At 41.7% G+C, this 17,405-nt stretch carries 17 protein-coding genes and 2 pseudogenes; 14 read left to right on the top strand and 5 right to left on the bottom strand.

Translation table 11 applies throughout. The features are described from left to right. Window positions 1-25 precede the first annotated feature (25 nt). From BLV33_RS25595 to BLV33_RS25625, 7 genes and pseudogenes are all read left to right on the top strand, one after another. Window positions 26-1,063: a dihydrodipicolinate synthase family protein gene (locus BLV33_RS25595; RefSeq protein WP_253187174.1), complete on the top strand. Its 1,038-nt coding sequence runs from the start codon at window positions 26-28 to the stop codon at window positions 1,061-1,063. Window positions 1,064-1,099: 36 nt separating this feature from the next. Further along, the gene (locus BLV33_RS25600; RefSeq protein WP_090798210.1) at window positions 1,100-2,272 is read left to right on the top strand and encodes an N-acetylglucosamine-6-phosphate deacetylase; all 1,173 of its coding nucleotides are present in this window, start codon (window positions 1,100-1,102) and stop codon (window positions 2,270-2,272) included. Between the two features lie 11 nt (window positions 2,273-2,283). After that, window positions 2,284-3,705 carry an MFS transporter gene (locus BLV33_RS25605; RefSeq protein WP_171909304.1) on the top strand — a complete coding sequence of 474 codons (1,422 nt, stop codon included), beginning with the start codon at window positions 2,284-2,286 and terminating at the stop codon, window positions 3,703-3,705. Next, complete coding sequence (locus BLV33_RS25610) at window positions 3,702-4,589, top strand: sugar phosphate isomerase/epimerase family protein (RefSeq protein WP_090798214.1); 888 nt, start codon at window positions 3,702-3,704, stop codon at window positions 4,587-4,589. Before BLV33_RS25605 ends, BLV33_RS25610 begins: the two co-directional genes overlap by 4 nt. Window positions 4,590-5,163: 574 nt before the next feature. After that, window positions 5,164-5,352 (top strand): annotated as a pseudogene (locus BLV33_RS25615) (DDE-type integrase/transposase/recombinase); the annotation flags it as partial. 147 nt (window positions 5,353-5,499) lie between these two features. Next, window positions 5,500-6,255 (top strand): GntR family transcriptional regulator, encoded by a 756-nt coding sequence (locus BLV33_RS25620; protein WP_090798218.1) that lies wholly within the window; start codon window positions 5,500-5,502, stop codon window positions 6,253-6,255. Continuing rightward, window positions 6,252-6,833: a M81 family metallopeptidase gene (locus BLV33_RS25625; protein ID WP_171909305.1), complete on the top strand. Its 582-nt coding sequence runs from the start codon at window positions 6,252-6,254 to the stop codon at window positions 6,831-6,833. Before BLV33_RS25620 ends, BLV33_RS25625 begins: the two co-directional genes overlap by 4 nt. A gap of 35 nt (window positions 6,834-6,868) precedes the next feature. Here BLV33_RS25625 and BLV33_RS25630 read toward each other — a convergent pair whose 3' ends face one another. Further along, entirely contained in the window at window positions 6,869-7,591 is a 723-nt protein-coding gene (locus tag BLV33_RS25630) for an IS6 family transposase (RefSeq protein ID WP_090798222.1), read from the bottom strand. 129 nt (window positions 7,592-7,720) lie between these two features. Here BLV33_RS25630 and BLV33_RS25635 point away from each other — a divergent pair, with 129 nt between their 5' ends. The 5 genes from BLV33_RS25635 (at window position 7,721) to BLV33_RS25650 (ending at window position 11,723) form a co-directional block, all read left to right on the top strand. Then, on the top strand, window positions 7,721-7,939 hold the full coding sequence (locus BLV33_RS25635; protein ID WP_090798223.1) for an OmpL47-type beta-barrel domain-containing protein: 219 nt from the start codon (window positions 7,721-7,723) through the stop codon (window positions 7,937-7,939). Between the two features lie 40 nt (window positions 7,940-7,979). Beyond that, entirely contained in the window at window positions 7,980-8,129 is a 150-nt protein-coding gene (locus tag BLV33_RS29025; RefSeq protein WP_139305827.1) for a paeninodin family lasso peptide, read from the top strand. Window positions 8,130-8,398: 269 nt separating this feature from the next. After that, window positions 8,399-9,682, top strand: a complete 1,284-nt coding sequence (locus BLV33_RS25640) for an IS110 family RNA-guided transposase (protein ID WP_090795324.1) — start codon at window positions 8,399-8,401, stop codon at window positions 9,680-9,682. 753 nt (window positions 9,683-10,435) lie between these two features. Beyond that, complete coding sequence (locus BLV33_RS25645; RefSeq protein WP_090798225.1) at window positions 10,436-11,257, top strand: undecaprenyl-diphosphate phosphatase; 822 nt, start codon at window positions 10,436-10,438, stop codon at window positions 11,255-11,257. A 190-nt stretch (window positions 11,258-11,447) separates the two neighbouring features. Then, window positions 11,448-11,723: a hypothetical protein gene (locus BLV33_RS25650; protein WP_090798227.1), complete on the top strand. Its 276-nt coding sequence runs from the start codon at window positions 11,448-11,450 to the stop codon at window positions 11,721-11,723. A 115-nt stretch (window positions 11,724-11,838) separates the two neighbouring features. On the opposite strand, the gene ytaF is transcribed toward BLV33_RS25650, so the two are convergent. Continuing rightward, window positions 11,839-12,453: a sporulation membrane protein YtaF gene (ytaF, locus tag BLV33_RS25655; RefSeq protein ID WP_090798228.1), complete on the bottom strand. Its 615-nt coding sequence runs from the start codon at window positions 12,451-12,453 to the stop codon at window positions 11,839-11,841. A 131-nt stretch (window positions 12,454-12,584) separates the two neighbouring features. Here ytaF and BLV33_RS25660 point away from each other — a divergent pair, with 131 nt between their 5' ends. Together BLV33_RS25660 and BLV33_RS25665 are read left to right on the top strand one after the other, a co-directional pair. Next, entirely contained in the window at window positions 12,585-13,235 is a 651-nt protein-coding gene (locus BLV33_RS25660; protein ID WP_090798229.1) for a DUF1232 domain-containing protein, read from the top strand. Window positions 13,236-13,652: 417 nt separating this feature from the next. Then, a complete protein-coding gene (locus BLV33_RS25665; protein WP_090798230.1) occupies window positions 13,653-14,441 on the top strand; it encodes an S-layer homology domain-containing protein in 789 nt (262 codons plus the stop codon). A gap of 235 nt (window positions 14,442-14,676) precedes the next feature. Here the strand turns inward: BLV33_RS25665 and ftsW are convergent, their stop codons facing one another. The 3 genes and pseudogenes from ftsW to BLV33_RS25680 all read right to left on the bottom strand — a co-directional run. After that, on the bottom strand, window positions 14,677-15,750 hold the full coding sequence (gene ftsW, locus BLV33_RS25670) for a putative lipid II flippase FtsW (protein ID WP_090798232.1): 1,074 nt from the start codon (window positions 15,748-15,750) through the stop codon (window positions 14,677-14,679). 40 nt (window positions 15,751-15,790) lie between these two features. Continuing rightward, window positions 15,791-16,906: an FtsW/RodA/SpoVE family cell cycle protein gene (locus BLV33_RS25675; protein ID WP_366414840.1), complete on the bottom strand. Its 1,116-nt coding sequence runs from the start codon at window positions 16,904-16,906 to the stop codon at window positions 15,791-15,793. A gap of 192 nt (window positions 16,907-17,098) precedes the next feature. After that, window positions 17,099-17,331: pseudogene (locus BLV33_RS25680) on the bottom strand (DDE-type integrase/transposase/recombinase); the annotation flags it as partial. Window positions 17,332-17,405: the final 74 nt, after the last annotated feature.

The raw sequence follows: 17,405 nt of genomic DNA on the forward strand, positions 1-17,405 counted from the left end.
TACTATGAAGGAGATAAGTCCGCGAATGAAAGAGGCTCTGTTCGAGGGATTGGTCATTCCTGCCCATCCTCTCGCTCTCCATGAATCGAGAACATTGGATGAACGGCAACAAAGAGCACTAACCCGCTATTATTTGGCCTCCGGTGCAGGTGGAGTTGCTGTCGGCGTCCATACCACACAATTTGAAATTCGAGATAAGAGCATTAATCTGTTTGAACCTGTCCTGAAATTGGCATCGGAGGAAGTTGATAAGGCTGCCTTGGAAAGGCCATTTATCAAAATTGCCGGCATTTGCGGTAATACAGAGCAAGCTCTGGCGGAGGCGGAAATAGCCACAGGCTACGGGTACGACGCCGGATTGGTCAGTATGGGCGGACTGGTGGATTGGACAGAAGCGAAGCATTTGAAACGGATCAACCAAATTGCCGAACAAATTCCAGTGTTCGGATTTTATTTGCAACCTTCCGTTGGCGGGAAAGTGTTCAGCTATGAATTTTGGAAACAATTTGTCGAGATTCCAGGAGTCATAGCTATCAAAATAGCGCCATTTAACCGTTACCAGACTATAGATGTAGTGCGCGCTGTATGTCATTCTTCAAGAAGAGATGATATCGCCTTATACACAGGAAATGACGATAATATTATTAATGATTTGTTGACCGTTTACCGTTTTCAGGTGGAGGGAAGACCCGTTGAGAAACGCATTGTTGGCGGATTGCTTGGCCATTGGGCCGTATGGACGCGCAGAGCTGTGGAGCTTCTGGAAGAGATCAAAAGTATTCGCCAAGACGAAAGCCTCGTCTCAAGCTGGCTGACTCGAAACGTCGAAGTGACGGACTCCAACGCCGCCTTTTTCGATCCAGCGCATTATTTTCAAGGCTGCATAGCAGGTATTCACGAGGTGCTGCGGAGGCAGGGTCTGCTTAAAGGCCGCTGGTGCATCAACCCGCAAGAGGAGTTATCACCCGGACAAATGGAGGAAATTGATAGGGTATATATAGATTATCCTCATTTGAACGACGATGAATTCGTTAAGCGGCATTTACATAAATGGCTGGACTGACCATAAAACAATCAGCGAAAGGCAGTGACAGACAGAATGTCGTATCATCCTATTATTCAAGGGCTCCATTACCAAACCGGCCAACCTGTACAAATTAAGATTAAAGATGGTTGGATCTTAAGTGTAGATCCGTTAAACCCGTCCGAGAAGTTAAAGGACGAATTGCCGTGGGTAGGCCCCGGATTAATCGACTTACAGCTTAATGGTTTTCAAGGCATGGATTTTAATGCACTGCCGATTCCTTCAGGAATGGTGGGGAAAATGCCCCGCCTTTTGTGGAAGGAAGGGATTACGTCTTACTACCCGACTGTGATTACGAATAGCGAACAAGCGATTGAAGAAGCAGTGGGTGCGATTGCCAGGGAATGTGCAGAAGATTCGGTGTCACAAGAAGCTGTAGCAGGGATTCATTTGGAGGGGCCTTTCATTTCCCCTGAGGATGGGGCCCGTGGAGCGCATCCTCAAGCTTTTGTTAAACCGCCCGATTGGGAATTATTTGAGCGCTGGCAGGAAGCGGCACAGGGAAGAATACGCATTATCACTTTATCACCGGAATGGCCAGAGGTGGAAATCTTCATTCGACGCTGTGTTGAAACAGGGGTCATTGTCTCGATTGGACATACTGCCGCAACAGCGGAACAAATATCCCGTGCAGTTGAGGCTGGAGCTTCCATGTCAACCCATTTCGGCAATGGCGCACATTCCATGCTGCCTCGCCATCCCAATTACCTATGGGAGCAGCTAGCAAACGATAAACTTTGGGCCAGTCTAATCGCAGACGGATATCACCTTCCTGATTCAGTCCTTAAAGTAGCCATGAAAGTAAAAGGAGAGAGGGCTATACTTGTCAGCGACGCAGTTATGCTAAGCGGTATGCCAGCAGGGATTTATAATTTGCACATAGGCGGCAAGGTCGAGCTTACGCCCCTTGGGAGGCTTCAATTAGCGGACAATCCGCAGCTTCTGGCCGGTTCGGCACAAATGCTGCTCTGGGGTATTTTCCATCTGGTGAAATATGATTTATGCAGTCTTGGAGAGGCTTGGGATATGGCTTCCACGCGGCCTGCTACCAAAATGGGCCTCCCCGCCAAAGCAGGTTTGCGTATAGGAGCACCTGCAGATCTGACGTTATTGAAATTGGACTATGAAAAAGCCCATGTCGTGGGAACGTACAAAAACGGCAATCAGGTTTTTGATTCCATATCATGAAAGAAGTGAAGATGATCGCTAAAAGAGTACATGCAGGGAAATGGGGCATTCTGCAAATCATCAACATGGGTACGCTCATGGCGACATTGGATGTTGGAATAGTTAATGTCTCCTTACCCACGATCGCCGGACAATTTTCCAGTTCGTTGGCCCAAATTCAATGGATAACTACAGCTTATTTATTAACTATGGTTGCGCTTCTTCCATTTCTAGGAAAGCTTTCGGATGTCTGGGACCGTCGGAAAATATACAGCTATGGTTTTGTGGTATTCAGTTTAGGCTCTCTTTGCATCGCTTTGTCACAGGGAATGGCCAGTATCATCCTATCAAGATGCCTGCAGGGGATAGGGGCCACCATGATTATGGCCAACAGCCAGGCGATGGTCCGCCAGGTGTTTCCTGATCATGAAAGGGGACGCGCGCTTGGAATGAATGCCATTTTTATTTCGGTAGGGACGCTTTCCGGTCCGGCAATTGGCGGCCTTCTCCTGGAATTCATCAGTTGGCCTTGGCTATTCTGGATCAATGTGCCGATCGGTTTAGCTGCTTTCGTACTCGGCATTCGTTGGTTTCCAGGGTCAGAGAGCAGAGGCGTGAAAACAAAGATCGATATCATCGGTTCCTTTCTGCTTGCATTGGCTGTCTGTTTGCTCATGCTTGCGGCCGAGTCGAGTAAAGGGGAAGCCGGCCTTACTCCGGCCATTTTGTTTGAAGGCATATCGGGGCTCTCTTTGATTGTGATCCTTTGGCTCTACGAGCGCCACATTGCGTACGGCATCCTTGACCGGGAATTATTTAGCCATCGCGACATATTACTTGGAAACATGAGCTCTTTTTTGATTAACTTGGCGCAGATGGCAACGATGATTCCGATCACCTTCTATCTTCAGAGAGAACTGAGCTTGTCCACATGGGTGACCGGAGCGCTTTTAGTCCTTCAACCGCTGCTAATGGGATTTGTCGCTCCGTTTGCAGGTGCGTTCCGGGATAGGTACGGGGCATTTTTTCCGATTACGATTGGTCCCTTATTCTGTGCTCTTTCGATGTTGTCCGTAGCTTGTTTCCATCAGGTTTCCGCTTTCTCTATAAGCCTCCAGCTTGCTCTGTTCGGAGTTGGTATTGGCTTGTTCCATGCAACGAATAATGCTGAAATTATGAGCTCCGCACCCGAGTCAAAAAGCAGCTTGGCCGGCAGCTTACTGGCACTGATCCGTTACCTCGGGCAAATAGCCGGCATCGGACTTGCTACTGCATTGGTTGGCTCCATGGGATTTCATCCGGGGGCAGAAGCATCAAGTAGTATACCGCTAAGGATATTGTTCTGGATTTGTTTTCTGTGTTGTCTTGGCGTGGCCACGATGGGATGGTTCCGCAGGCAATCAAAGCGCGTTATCAAGGAAAATAAATACACAAATAGGAGTGCAAAGTTATGAAACGGTTCAAGTTAGGTATTATAACGGATGAAGTGTCCCAGGATATCGTTGAAGTGATCGAATTCGCACGGCTCCATGGTCTTGAAGCTATAGAAATCCGCTCGGTATATAATAAAGGCGTGCATCAATTAAGCAATGCAGAAATAGATGAGATAGGGCACCTAGCTGAACAGAACGGGTTAATCGTTTCAGGTATTGCGGGTCCGCTTTTCAAATGCGACTTGGACAATCCCGATGAGATCGTGGAGCATCTAAAAATGGCCGAGCGATTAATTGAAGTCGCTGTAAGGCTTCAAACCCAAATCATTCGTGGATTCAGCTTTTGGGCAAAAGGTACATTTAGGGATGCACTTCCCGAAATCACGAATCAGCTAGGTAAGCTAGCTCCTCTTCTCGAGTCAGCCGGAGTCATTCTGGCACTGGAATTCGACCCGAGTGTGTATGCAACCAACGCTGGTAAAACGTCTGCTATTTTGAACACTTTGAAATCGCCAAATATTCGGGCTCTGTACGATCCGGGGAACGATTTGTGGGACCCTGATGGAGAGATCCCGTATCCGGACGGCTACGAGCTTATTAACGAGCATATTTGTCATGTTCATCTGAAGGATGCCCTCCGTTCTTCGGACGGGGTCAAAGCTGTCGCGATCGGAACGGGGGAGGTTGATTATCGCGGTATATTTGCTAGACTCGACCAAGACGGATATGACGGCTTTCTGATTATTGAGACTCATTATCGAATGAAAACGCAGCTTACTGAGGAACAGCTTAAACGACCGGCCGGGAACGTATTCTCAGAGGGGGGACGTGAGGCATCAGCGCATTGCATGGAGCATTTAAGTCGACTGCTACACGAAATGGGTTTAGATGAAATTGGGAATTGAACATAAATGACGAGATGGAGGTTGATGGAATTTGAAACTCTGGGTGCAGAATGTGGCTAAGTTGCATTTGTACGTTTGACTATGCAATAAATATGGCAATGCTGCACTGAGCTGAGCAAGAGTATAACTAAGTAGGGTTGTTGTGCAAACAATGAATAAACACAAATTTCCATCGTAAGTTAGAAGAGTAAGCTTAAAGAAAATGGTAACATATAGGTTAAGTTTTGTCCGTCCCAATGGGATCGTGAAGCGATACATCCTTCCGAGTTTTTTTCAATGACCTCAGGTGCGCTATCCCGAAGGATAAAGCCCGCAACTGTTTTTATTAATTCTGGTATCGACCAGTTTCCGTCAAGATCATGCAAGCTTATGTTTTCGGATCATGGCCAGAGAGGTGCTTCCTCATGTTCATAATATTCTTCTGTAACCAACGAGAACCAAAGATGCCAAGTCGTTCAAGGGTTTTAACAAACTTTTTGCCCAACCATAACCAATGAAGATCATTGAAAGACAAGCTTCAATAATATCCATCGTGGGCAAAATGTGGGCCCTTTTTTGCGTAACATCATAGAACAGGGACCATCGATTCATTAAGAAGCGAACGAACCCGATGCTGGGGTTTAAATCATTTCGAACTGCAGAGCAAACGGTAATAGGAATTGAAACGATACATATGATCAAAAAGGGGCAAGTCGAATGTAATCATTCGTCGCCCCTTTTTGTCGTTCAACTCATCCATCAGTTGTTCGGTTTAATTGCATAAAAATAAGTTTGACCAAACAGATCGTCTGGACTTTTTTAATTCTTGCAACAGAACCTATGAAAGGTTCTCTACAAGGATAATTCAAAAACTGGAAAAAATAATTGACGAAATGAATAAATAAAGACTAGAATTAAAGTAACATTTAACATGTTAGTTTTAATAAAGGAGGGTCTGATTATACTCAATAAGAATAAAAATTTCAATGAGCAAGTCTATGAAATTATAAAAAACTCGATCATTGAAGATAAATTCAAGCCTGGGGAGAAGCTAAGTGTGGAAAGAATCAGCAAGCAGCTTGGTGTAAGCCGAACTCCTGTTTCCAATGCTTTGCAATCGCTTGAACGGGATGGCTATGTTGAAATTGTTTCACAAAGTGGGACATATGTAAAAGAACTCAGTCTTGAAGAAATTAAAAGTATTTATGAACTTCGCGAAGAGATTGAAGGATTAGTGGTAAGGACAGCATTCGTTAAATCGGATAAAGTTCAACTTGAATTTTTTCTTAAAAAATTCAATCAGTTTTTGGAAAGGAACGAAGACAGAAAACTGTTGCTGGAATATTTTCAACTTGACTTGGAATTTCATGAGTATTTGGTCGGTCTTTGTCCCCCAATTATTCGGAAAGAGACGCGAAATATCATTGAACTAACAAAGCGCAGTAGAAGGCTCAATCTGCTACATGAACTGGAAGAAAAAGGATTTAAGGATATTATGGAAAAGGAAATTGAAAATCATACAAAAATAGTGATTGCTTTGTTAGGCAACGACGTAGAAAAAGCTGTGTTTTTCGCGAAACACGATGTGCGGGAAACAATGGAACAAGTACTGCAATATCTATATTCTGTAAAGAAAGAAGTCGATACGGAACAAAAGAATGATAAATTGGAAGGTGGCATGATTTGAAAATTTACATTGCCAGTGTCATCCAAGAAACGAATACATGGTGTCCGCAATTGACGGATCTTATAAATTTTGAGCGAGGATATTATTTGGAGGGTCATGAAATCAGGGAGAAACTGTACAATACCAACACAGAGATTTCCGGATTCTTTGAATACCTGGAACAATATGATGATTTAACATTGGTGCCTGGTCTAGCTGCTTGGGCGGTTGCGTCCGGAAAAATGAAAGAGGAATCTTTCCAATTACTGGTAGATAGGCTTATTGGCGAACTAGAAAAGCATTTGCCCGTAGATGGTGTCTTATTAGCGTTGCATGGCGCTTTGGTATCAGAATGTTCGGACGATTGTGAGGGATATCTATTAGAACGACTCCGCGAAGTGGTAGGTCCACAAACCAAGATTGTGAGCACTCTAGATTATCACGCAGCGGTTTCTAAAAAAATGGTGAAAATGTCCGATCTCCTTGTTGGTTTCCGTACGTATCCCCATGTTGATTTTAAAGAAACGGGTTTGAAGGCCGCAAAACATCTCAAACAATTATTAGAGGGATACCCGAATCGGTTGTGGTGCAAGAATTAAAAAAAGATAGCAATTACCTAATAAATTGCAATTAGCTATGCCACAATACCAAATATTTTATTGAGCCATTCAACAGCAGAGAGGACAGACGAATTATTTTCGGCCTGCCCTTTCCTAATCATATGAATGGCCTCGATTCCCTTTAACGTCTGTTCTGCAGTTAGAAATGATTTGAAACCAAGCATCGGTTTTGTGATTTTTTTAATGAACCGATGATCTTGCTCCACAATGTTGTTTAGATATTTTGTCTGTCTAATCAAGGTTTCTTTTGGTAAGGCTTTTTCATGTATTAATTCTTGTATTGCTGGTGGATACGCCGGGTTTTTATCCAAAGTGATCACACGAGGTAATTGATTATGCGGTGAGGACAATGCCTTTGTAAAGAATCGCTTAGCTGCCGGCATATCACGATTTTCAGATAACATGAAATCAATCGTTTTCCCTGTAGAATCAACTGCCCGATATAAATAATTCCATTGACCTTTGACTTTGATGTAGGTTTCGTCCGTTCGCCACGAATCGTTTGAGGGTTTCAAATAGCTGCGGATTCGTTTATCTATTTCGGGCCCAAACTCATGGACCCATCTCATGATTGTTGTATGGGAAATCTTTAAACCCCGCTCGCTCATCATTTCTACGATGTCTCGATAGCTTAAACTATATTTTAAATACCATCTCACGGTTAGTAAAATGATTGCCGATTCATATTGCTTCCATTTAAATAAATCCAATTTGGTTTCCAAAGTAAGTTGCTCCATCCCATGAAGTCATTATCAACTACGTTATCATGTATTAGAGCCTTGCACCACAACCCAAAATATCACTTTGATCCCATTTACGAGACATCCAGTAGTGGAAAACGGTATATAAAAGGTTATACAACAACCTTGAGAGCCACCGATAATGTACCCGGATCCGGAGTAAAAACCACACAATATCGGATTAATGGCAGCACTTGGATAACGTACACGACCCCGTTCACTTTCTATGCAGGAGTTACTCATATTGTAGAATACTTCAGTACAGACAATGCTGGTAACATCGAGAATCCGATGAATGTGATGGACTTTGATAAAGGCAAATTCACTGGAGCAGGGAAATTTTAAGGCTTTCAAGGAAAAATAATCGGTGAAAGGAGGTACAGACATGGACAATTTTGAAAAGGTCAAGGATGAACAAAGGAAAAAAGTATGGGTAACGCCGGAGCTGGAAATTCTCGAAGTGAAAAACACACTATATTGGAGTTTTGACGACAGCGGTGAATTCCCAAGAAATGTATGGGTGGATGAGAGTTAACCCATATACACACTTTTGTGCACACTTTTAACTAGGTCATTCTGAAGGGGCTACCGAAAGGCACTCCTTCATTACGCTAACGAAGAACAGTATCTATAACAAATATAACAAAGAACAAGCAGGCTGCCGGTAACACAATCGGTAGAACAGTTGTGCTAAACATTCCTGTAAGGGCTAAGAAATGACCTTTGTCAAAAAAGGAGCACCTCGGTATGATGGGTTTGTACACGGGTTCATAACCCAACCCCATCAAAGGAGGCGCTCTTACTATGAAGTTTAAGCAATCAGACGGACAAAATCAACGCATTGAACGAATCTCCACATCTCACCTTGTTGTAGGTATCGACATTGCAAAGGAAACTCATGTAGCACAAGCGACTAATTTTCGTGGCATCGTACTTACTAAGCGACATCTTACATTCCCAAATACACGTGAGGGTTTCGAAAAATTAGATCGATGGATGGATGGATTACAACAGAAACATCGATTAAAGGGACTCATCATCGGCATGGAGCCGACCGGACACTACGGGTTTAATCTGGCTAATTGGCTTGCCGACAAGGGCAAGCACGTTGTCATGGTGAATCCGGCCACCACCAAACGAAACAAGGAGAACCGCGATAATTCTCCCTCCAAAAGTGATCCGAAAGATGCGCTTGTCATCGCAGATGTGGTCAGCCGAGGCTACTACTATGAATACTCGCGACAGGCTACTGTCTTTCAAAGGTTGCGCACAATTATGAGTGACCGGGAATTTTGGGTGACGAATAGTGTACGGCTGCAGAACCGGATCATCCGCTGGTTAGACATTCGGTTCCCCGAGTATTTCTCGGTGTTTAAAAACTGGACCTACAAACGTTCCTTGACTACGCTTAAAGAATTCCCTTCTCCGCGGGATATAGAATCTCTGTCCGTCTCCGAGGTGATCACAGGATGGAAAAAGCATATGAAGCGAGCCGGTGGCTCCACTGGCATGCAGAAGGCTGCGCAGCTCATCGCTCAAGCTAAGCGAAGTGTAGGCGAAACGACTGCCCTCGATGAAGCGAAGCAGGATTTAGAGCGGCTATTACAAGAGTTCGAACGGATTGTTGAAATGCTAGATAGAATTGAACAGGATATAGAAGTGTTGCTCAGTGAAATTCCTATGGCCGATCATCTTCGATCCATCGGCCTAGGCACTATCTGCATTGCAGCCATTCTATCAGGTGCTGGCGACCTAACACAGTATGCCCATGGACGTCAGTTATTGCGTAAAGCAGGCTTAAACCTGGCTGAAAAAATGTCAGGAAAATATAAGGGTCAAATCATGCTCTCAAAAAGGGGCGATGCTACACTGCGGAAATATCTGTATCTGGCCACGCTCCAACTCGTTGGAAATCATGCTGTGTTCCGACAGCTGCATGAGCATAATGTTCAAGTCAAGAAAATGAAGAAGCAACAGTCGGTATTTAAACTGCTTGGAAAACTGGCACGAATCATCATTGGCATTGTTGGGCGGGGAGAAACTTTTTCTCCTGAAAAAGCGGCCCCTACTTGCACTCAAGCTGCTTAAGACTGAATAAACGATCACGTAAATTGACTCATTCGCAGGATTTTACAAAGAAAGCACGGAGGACCGAGTTACTGCCCGATAAGGGCTCAGACCCGTCAGCTAAACGTTATCGGTCTCCACGCCTTGGTCAGGTGTAACGAAGGAATGTAAGGGCAATGACCCGTTGAGCCATGGGATGGTGAACCGCCAAGGAAATTGTGGAGGATGCGTGCAGAAGAATATCACTTGGAGAAATGTTCCACACGCTTCTTCTGTTCCCGCATGCCCAAAACCGAAACAATGGTGTCTAATAAGCTTGCTTTCCGAACGACAACTGTTTTCCAAGGCGACGAAATCCTGCGAATGAGTGAGCATACGTGAGAAAATCCCTTAAAACCGAGGGAACATTCCTGTAATGGCTAAGAAATGACTTTTGTCAAAAAAGGAGCGCCTCGCGGATAACGTTGTTTGGGGCTTTTTTGTTTTCTAAAGAAGGTATGAGAAATTGATTCCTCGCACATTTACCCCATAATACCTCATATTCATAATTTAAATTTTTCAAACTCATCTAATTCAATGAAAATGACCAATGCAAAATAGCTGCATAATCGTGGTGAAATCAACAATCGGGGCAGATATTCAAATCTCGGTTTCGATTACGTTTTTCAATAGTCCAAAACTCCGTTGGCTTCGACTTCACAATTTCTAATTTCTCATTAAAAATTAATAATTAGATGCTATGATAAAAAAAAAATTTGAAAGGAATTGTAATCTATGAATTTTTTACAAACGATTATTTTTGCCATTATTCAAGGAATTACAGAATTATTTCCCATCAGTAGTGTTGCACATGGAGTTCTTACTCCCTATTTCTTTCACTGGAACCTCGATGACAAGTTCCTAAAAGAGCATTTCCTTCCCTATGTCGTCATGCTTCATTTAGGGACAGCCCTTGCTTTACTTGTTTATTTTCGTAAAGAATGGATAGAAATACTGCGTTCGTTATTGGATCAAAAGCGTAAAGATAGCCGGAGGCTACTCGTTTATCTCATCATCGCAACAATCCCAGCTGCGTTGATCGGATTAGTGCTTGAAAAATCTCTTCGCAACATTTTTAGCAATGTTGCATTATGCGCAGTGTTTTTGATCTTGAACGGTTTTTTGCTTTTTTTCGGGGAAAAGTCATCTGGCAAGGGCACAAAAGATATAAATGATCTGAGTTTGCGGCAGGTGTTCATTATCGGTTTGTTCCAGTCATTAGCTCTGATTCCTGGCTTTTCACGTTCGGGTGCAAGCATGACAGCTGGGTTCTGGATGGGCCTGAAACATGAAGCAGCAGCACGCTTTTCCATGCTAATGGCGACACCTATTATTATCGGAGCCGGCATTGTAGAGGTTCCCAAATTAATGAAACATGGTACTAGCGGATTGCTCAGCATGTCACTATTGGGAGGACTGTTTGCCGGGATATTCGCCTTTCTTAGCGTATGGATTTTAATGAAATGGTTTCATAAGCATGAATTTCGGGCCATGCGTCCATTTGCAATTTACTGCTGGCTCATTGGTATCATTGTTTTGATTACATACTGGATTTAAAAATAAAAAAGTTAAATGCCTTACCAATGCAAATTTAGTGATAATCACAAACTCTGCAGATGTTGTATATGGATAGTAGACAATAAAAAAGTTCGTTTCGGCCTTATTAGAAGGTATGAAACGATCGTTTTTAAAATTAAGGTTGGTTTAATAAATAGACTTTTTAACTAGGAGTTGGGAGGTAAAATAGATGGAATGGAAAGATAAATCATCATACAGAGATGACAAGGAAAGGATTCCCTGTCACTGGGTTGTACAGTTAGATAATGTCGATGTATCAATTCATAGACATATTCATTACGGGAAAGGAAATTGGCTGACTAGTTCAAGATATTTGCAGATTGAGAAGAAAGTTTTAAAGAACAAGGATGTTGAAGCTGCTAAAAATGAAGCACTAACAATAGCAAAAGAAAAAATAATAAAAAAGCTGAATGAATTAGAAGCTGCGTTAAAGGTGATGAAATAATTGTTTCAAGGGCTGTGGTGGCTTATATCTTAGAGCCTTTAGCAGCATAGGCACCTTTTTTCTCATTGTTATATACAAATCTATCTTACCAGAACATAAACTATTTGGGGAGGAATTAGCTTAATACTTGATGCAAACCCACAAGAATAAGAAGAACTCCAGAGACAGCATTCGCCTGTTTTCCTAACTTATCAGCAGCAAACCTTGCCCCCAAATAAGCACATAAACCAACACAAAAGAAGCTTAACGCTCCAGAAATAAATGAAGTTGCCCAAATATTTAGATGAGTAATCCCGGCATCAAATCCCCCAGCTAAATTATTTATGGATAAAGTGATCCCAAGTATGATGGATTCAATAAAACCAACTGACTTTGATCCATCCATGTCTGCCTCCTCAGGATTTCGCAAAATTCGGGATAGAAGATTACGATTAGTTGGTTGTTGTTTTAATTTTTTATCAAGCAATGGTTGAATTAATACCCAAATCCCGATGGTAACCAATACAATCATGCCAATGACATTGCAGATAAAGGGTGGTAGCCAGAGAGAAATCCAATCTCCAAAAAGACCCCCTACAAGTGCAAGCAGAAATCCCATCATGGCAATGACGATATTAGCCATAAATGGAACCCTAATTTTCTTTACTCCATATGCAACGCCAACCCCAGCATTATCAAGATTTGATGCTACACCGATTGCTATCATTGGTATCAAGCTACCTATATCCATGCAAATCACTCCTTAACCATATTTATCACATCATATTGAGAATGTTGAGGAAATGTGCTTATCCCTTACATATACTGTTGATAGAACTTCAACAAGTCATCTATTTAAACAAATGAAGGGATTGAACTGGCATGTCTGAGGACAAAAGAGACCTAACCCTTGGTTTACTGTTAAAGTCATTGTTAGAGAAACATTCGCTGTCGATGCGTAAGCTTAGTACACTCACAGGAATCGATACAGCAACAATCTCACGAATTATAAATGGAAAGCAACAAGCAAAGCTTAATCACTTAAAACAATTTGCTTGCCACCTTAACATTCCGATAGAGAGGTTGATTAAAGCAGCTGGTTTTGAAGTTGGAAGACACCGAGAAGACATTCATTTAGATATTCATAATTCAGTTGATACCATTCAAGAAGTCCTTGGTAATTTATTCGATCAACAGTTTACTACAGCCCGTGTTGAACAGGAATTAGATAAATATCAGCAATACGCGCAAACTGAGGAAGGTCATCAAATCATTTATCAGGATTTTAAAACAAAAGTTGAGCAAGTAAGTGGTGCAGGCCCATTTATTGAACAGTTGAAACACATGCATACTGAATATTGCAAGGATACTACTTCAACGGCCAAACGTGCCGTGCTTGGAAGTGCACTGTTATATTTCATTTTATCTGCAGACATTATTCCGGATTACGTCTTCCCAATTGGCTATTTAGATGATGCTATGGCTGTTCAGATTGTATTAAACCGACTTTCAAAAATCAACAATACTGGATGATAATAAGCGGGGGTGACTGTCGGATTGCGGGGCAATTACCTTCGGGCTGAGACATCTGAACAATTTTGAAGATGTGAAGCGGCATTTGTAATCAAAATGAAATAAGCCGTTGACACTGCGTTAATGAACCAAGCCTATAATAAAAGACGACCCCCTTTAAAATATATAAAATTAAGATCCACAGTTTGTTGCTGTGGATCTCTTTCTGTCTGCAGATATATTCATAAAATAAGGTATTTTATACATATGTCTGAACAAATCGCCTAATACAATACCAAAGATTTATGTCAAAATTATGTCAAATGGGTCCTAAAAAAATAAAAATTTCATACCATCGAACTACCCCCAAATATCAATCTAGTTCTTCCGAATGAGTAGGTGTAAGAACAAAAAAACCAGAAAAAGGATGATGAAACTATGAAAAAAACGTTGGCAATTTTATCCGTGTTCTCGATGCTGTCTCTCTCCGCTGTACCGGCATTCGCTGCAGAAAACAATGGTAACATCAACATCAATGGAAACCAGAACATCATCCAAGTTAAGAACAACACTGAAGTAAATAACGTCAACATCAATTTGGTTGATATTAACGGACACTGGGCAGAAAAATACATAAAGGACCTCGTTTCAAAAGGAATCCTCGAAGGCGATGACAAACACCATTTCAATCCTGACCAGCACGTAACACGAGAACAATTCGCCGCAATGGTGGCAAGAATGTTTCATTTGAAAAACATGTCCAGCACGCAGGATTTTGTTGACGTACCACAAAAACGTTGGTCGTACAATGTAGTGGAAGCCACTAAAGATTATTTCGACGCTTACAAAGATCTGAACGGTGGTTATGACTTCCTTCCTGCGGAAGGGGCAAAAAGACAAGACGTGACGGTTACCCTCGTCAAAGTGATCATGAAATTGAATGCGTCCATTCAATTGATGGATGCTAATTCTTCAGATCAACTCCTTCAAAGTAAGTTCAAGGATGCAAGCGATATTGCTGTCGTACTTCGTCCTTATGTAGCTACGGCTGTTCAAAACAATCTGATCCAAGGGGACGACCAAGGCCGATTCAATCCAGATCGTACGCTTACCCGTGCAGAGGCATCGACACTACTGGATCGTTTGTCCGATCTCAATATCGTTGTTGGGGTTCCTTCTGGTTCCACGACGGTTACTGGAAGCACGTATGGCACTACTTCTAAATAGGGGTTGAGCTAGCATGTAACACTACTGTAAATGGAAAACACATAAATATAACAAATAAGATTGTAGATCCTTCAAGGGATTGCAGTCTTATTTGTTATTACATATTCGTATTAGCCGTAGCAACATCGTAAAAAATAGTGTTTTTTTTGTACATGTTGCTTGATAAGCACAACGATAACTTGGACATTGTGGTAAATGCAGACACTCAGTCGAGATTACATTGAAGGAAAAATAATTACATATCGCTAAAAAGCTCGGACGTTTTATTGGCTTGAAATTGATCTCCGTAGCTTATGAATGGAAGGGGTACTCCCGTTATAGGAATACTGCCGGTGACTCCCCCTAAATTAACCAGAGCCTGGAACCCTATTAGAGAAATAATCCCTATTCCGGCTAAACTTCCAAATACATTCTCACATCGAACTGCAATTAGAAGGCCTCTCCATAAAAACAATACATAAATGAGTAAAAAAATGGCATCTCCTATAAAGCCAAATTCTTCTCCAATTACTGAAAAAATAAAATCAGTATGCGCTTCGGGTAGATAAAAATTCTTTTCTATACCTAGTCCAAATCCTGTTCCAGTGATTCCACCATGTCCAAAAGCATACAAGGATTGAACAAGCTGATAAGAGGTTCCTTGTGGATCGACCCACGGATGCAAAAAAGAAGTAAATCGTTGTATTCGATAGCTTTTAGCTAAAACGATTATCAAGGCTATTGGGGAAACACATAATAATATGGCTAGCAAATGCTTGAAATTAGCCCCGCCTACAATAATAACTACCGAAGCACCGAGAAGTATGACAATAACAGAGCCAATATCAGGCTGCAGCATGATGAGCCCAACTACTAAACCCATAAGGAGAATAACGGGTAAAAGTCCCTTTTTAAATTGCTGAAATTTTTCGCCTTTTTTATGGATTAAGGCAGCTATATAAAGCACTAAAGCAATTTTAGCCAATTCAGTTGGTTGGATCCCAAAGGATCCTATACCGAACCAGCTTTTATGTCCATTAATATTAATACCCACGATCACGACGAGTAATAAAAGAATAAGACTAACCAAAAATAAGATTTTGCCCCATTTTTCGAATTTTTTATAAGGAATATTCATAAAAATGAACATCGAAATCACTCCGATAATGGCCCAAACGGACTGTCTTTTTTCAAAGTACCAAGCACTGTGGTACCTCATGATGGATGTTGCTGCACTTGCACTAAATACCATGACTAATCCAAAAGATACCAGCAAAAAGGTCAGAAAAAGAAAGAGAAAGTCAGGTTTTCCTCTCTTTGCGGCAGTCATTCCGTTTCCCCCTTCGTCTTATTTTTGGCCAATCTCCGAACTAAAGTGGTTTCTTTCCATGAATCTTAATACTTAGGACTAAACCAATGGAAATCATGTTCGTCATGAGTGAGCTTCCTCCGTAGCTGATAAAAGGCAAAGCAATCCCCGTTAGCGGCATCAGCCCGGTATGCATGGCTATGTTTTCGAATATTTGCAGGGTGAACATAGATATGACCCCAATCACAACATAAGTCCCGGACAAATCGTCGCAGTCCATTGCGATTTTGATTAATTGATAGATGAGAATAAAGTATAAGAGAATAAGGACCGTCGAACCCGCAAATCCAAACTCCTCTCCAATGACGACAAAAATAGAATCTGCATAGTCGTATGGAATGAAACCAGCTTGTACGAACTTCCCGTGTTTGAATCCCTCGCCTAAAAACTGTCCTGTGCCCACAGCTTTGATTGAATTCAATACGTGCCAACTTTGATTGGGATCAGTCGCTGGATTCAAGAATGTTTGGATACGGTGCAGCTGATGAGGCTTTACAATTTTTGAAAACAGACTGAAATTATAAAAATATAAAGCTGTGATCCCCGCGATCATACTAGCTAATCCAGCAAGTCCTATGATCGAATGGGTTATTCGTACATTCCCAATCCATAGCATCCCTAAAAAAATACAAACAAACACAATGGAGGTTCCGAGATCGGGTTGGGTAAGCACAATAAAAAAGGGCACTGCTATAAGCAGCCCAATGGGAAGGATATCTTTAAATAAATGCAAAGTATCCCCGTTTCTTTTTTCGAGTAATTTAGCTACCAAGAGGATCACAAAAACTTTTGCCAATTCAGACGGTTGAAATTGCATGATCCCCAGATTGATCCATCGTCGGGAGCCATTGATGGTCATCCCTTTAAACATGACATACACGAGGAGAAGGATGGATATTCCATATAAAATCCAAGATAAGTGACGGACAATTATTCTATAATCCATGCATGCTATAAAAAGCATGGGTATGAGTAAAACTAGAAACATTACAGCATTGTTGATGTGCAAACCCTGATATTTGGTTCCATAGGTCGCACTGTATATGACAAATGTACTGATGACCAGGAAGCAGGCTAATATGAATAAAATAAGGACATCCAGGTTTTTCAATTTCACTAGCAACTTTCTCACCACTTTACTAGGTTTACTATCCTCTAATCTTATACGTGAAAGTTAGAGGTAACATTAAAATAAGATTAAAAACTTATCCAAAGTGTTTCAACTAGCACCTAAGGAGTTTTTGCTTGACAACCCGGGAATTGCGGGAGTACTATTCTTTTGGTGCAAGAAATATTTTGAAATAAACTTTTACGCCAACAAACCGAATAACTGCTGGAAGAGTTGAACGTTATTAGGGACAGACAAATTTTTCAATTTGACCTGCCCCTTTTTGATTTTATGCATCGTTTCAATACCTTGAATTGTGCTCTTTGCCGATTCAAACGATTTAAATCCGAGCATTGGATGTATTCTTTTCTTTATAAATCGTCGATGATCCTGTCGATCATATTATTCAAATATTTGGTTTGTCTCATTAAGATGTCTTGGGGAGTTCTTTGTTTTTCTTTAGAATTTCAATAGCTGCAGGAAGCAACAAACACATGCACTATAGGAG

Origin of the sequence: Paenibacillus sp. GP183, assembly GCF_900104695.1 — a bacterium.
Lineage (GTDB): Bacteria > Bacillota > Bacilli > Paenibacillales > NBRC-103111 > Paenibacillus_AI.

What these genes read in the sequence shown, in the direction of transcription:
- BLV33_RS25595 (WP_253187174.1), top strand. Translation starts at nt 26, where the DNA reads ATGAAAGAGGCTCTGTTCGAGGGATTGGTCATTCCTGCCCATCCTCTC.
- BLV33_RS25600 (WP_090798210.1), top strand. Translation starts at nt 1,100, where the DNA reads ATGTCGTATCATCCTATTATTCAAGGGCTCCATTACCAAACCGGCCAA.
- BLV33_RS25605 (WP_171909304.1), top strand. Translation starts at nt 2,284, where the DNA reads ATGATCGCTAAAAGAGTACATGCAGGGAAATGGGGCATTCTGCAAATC.
- BLV33_RS25610 (WP_090798214.1), top strand. Translation starts at nt 3,702, where the DNA reads ATGAAACGGTTCAAGTTAGGTATTATAACGGATGAAGTGTCCCAGGAT.
- BLV33_RS25620 (WP_090798218.1), top strand. Translation starts at nt 5,500, where the DNA reads ATGTTAGTTTTAATAAAGGAGGGTCTGATTATACTCAATAAGAATAAA.
- BLV33_RS25630 (WP_090798222.1), bottom strand. Translation starts at nt 7,591, where the DNA reads ATGGAGCAACTTACTTTGGAAACCAAATTGGATTTATTTAAATGGAAG.
- BLV33_RS29025 (WP_139305827.1), top strand. Translation starts at nt 7,980, where the DNA reads ATGGACAATTTTGAAAAGGTCAAGGATGAACAAAGGAAAAAAGTATGG.
- BLV33_RS25640 (WP_090795324.1), top strand. Translation starts at nt 8,399, where the DNA reads ATGAAGTTTAAGCAATCAGACGGACAAAATCAACGCATTGAACGAATC.
- BLV33_RS25645 (WP_090798225.1), top strand. Translation starts at nt 10,436, where the DNA reads ATGAATTTTTTACAAACGATTATTTTTGCCATTATTCAAGGAATTACA.
- BLV33_RS25650 (WP_090798227.1), top strand. Translation starts at nt 11,448, where the DNA reads ATGGAATGGAAAGATAAATCATCATACAGAGATGACAAGGAAAGGATT.
- ytaF (WP_090798228.1), bottom strand. Translation starts at nt 12,453, where the DNA reads ATGGATATAGGTAGCTTGATACCAATGATAGCAATCGGTGTAGCATCA.
- BLV33_RS25660 (WP_090798229.1), top strand. Translation starts at nt 12,585, where the DNA reads ATGTCTGAGGACAAAAGAGACCTAACCCTTGGTTTACTGTTAAAGTCA.
- BLV33_RS25665 (WP_090798230.1), top strand. Translation starts at nt 13,653, where the DNA reads ATGAAAAAAACGTTGGCAATTTTATCCGTGTTCTCGATGCTGTCTCTC.
- ftsW (WP_090798232.1), bottom strand. Translation starts at nt 15,750, where the DNA reads ATGACTGCCGCAAAGAGAGGAAAACCTGACTTTCTCTTTCTTTTTCTG.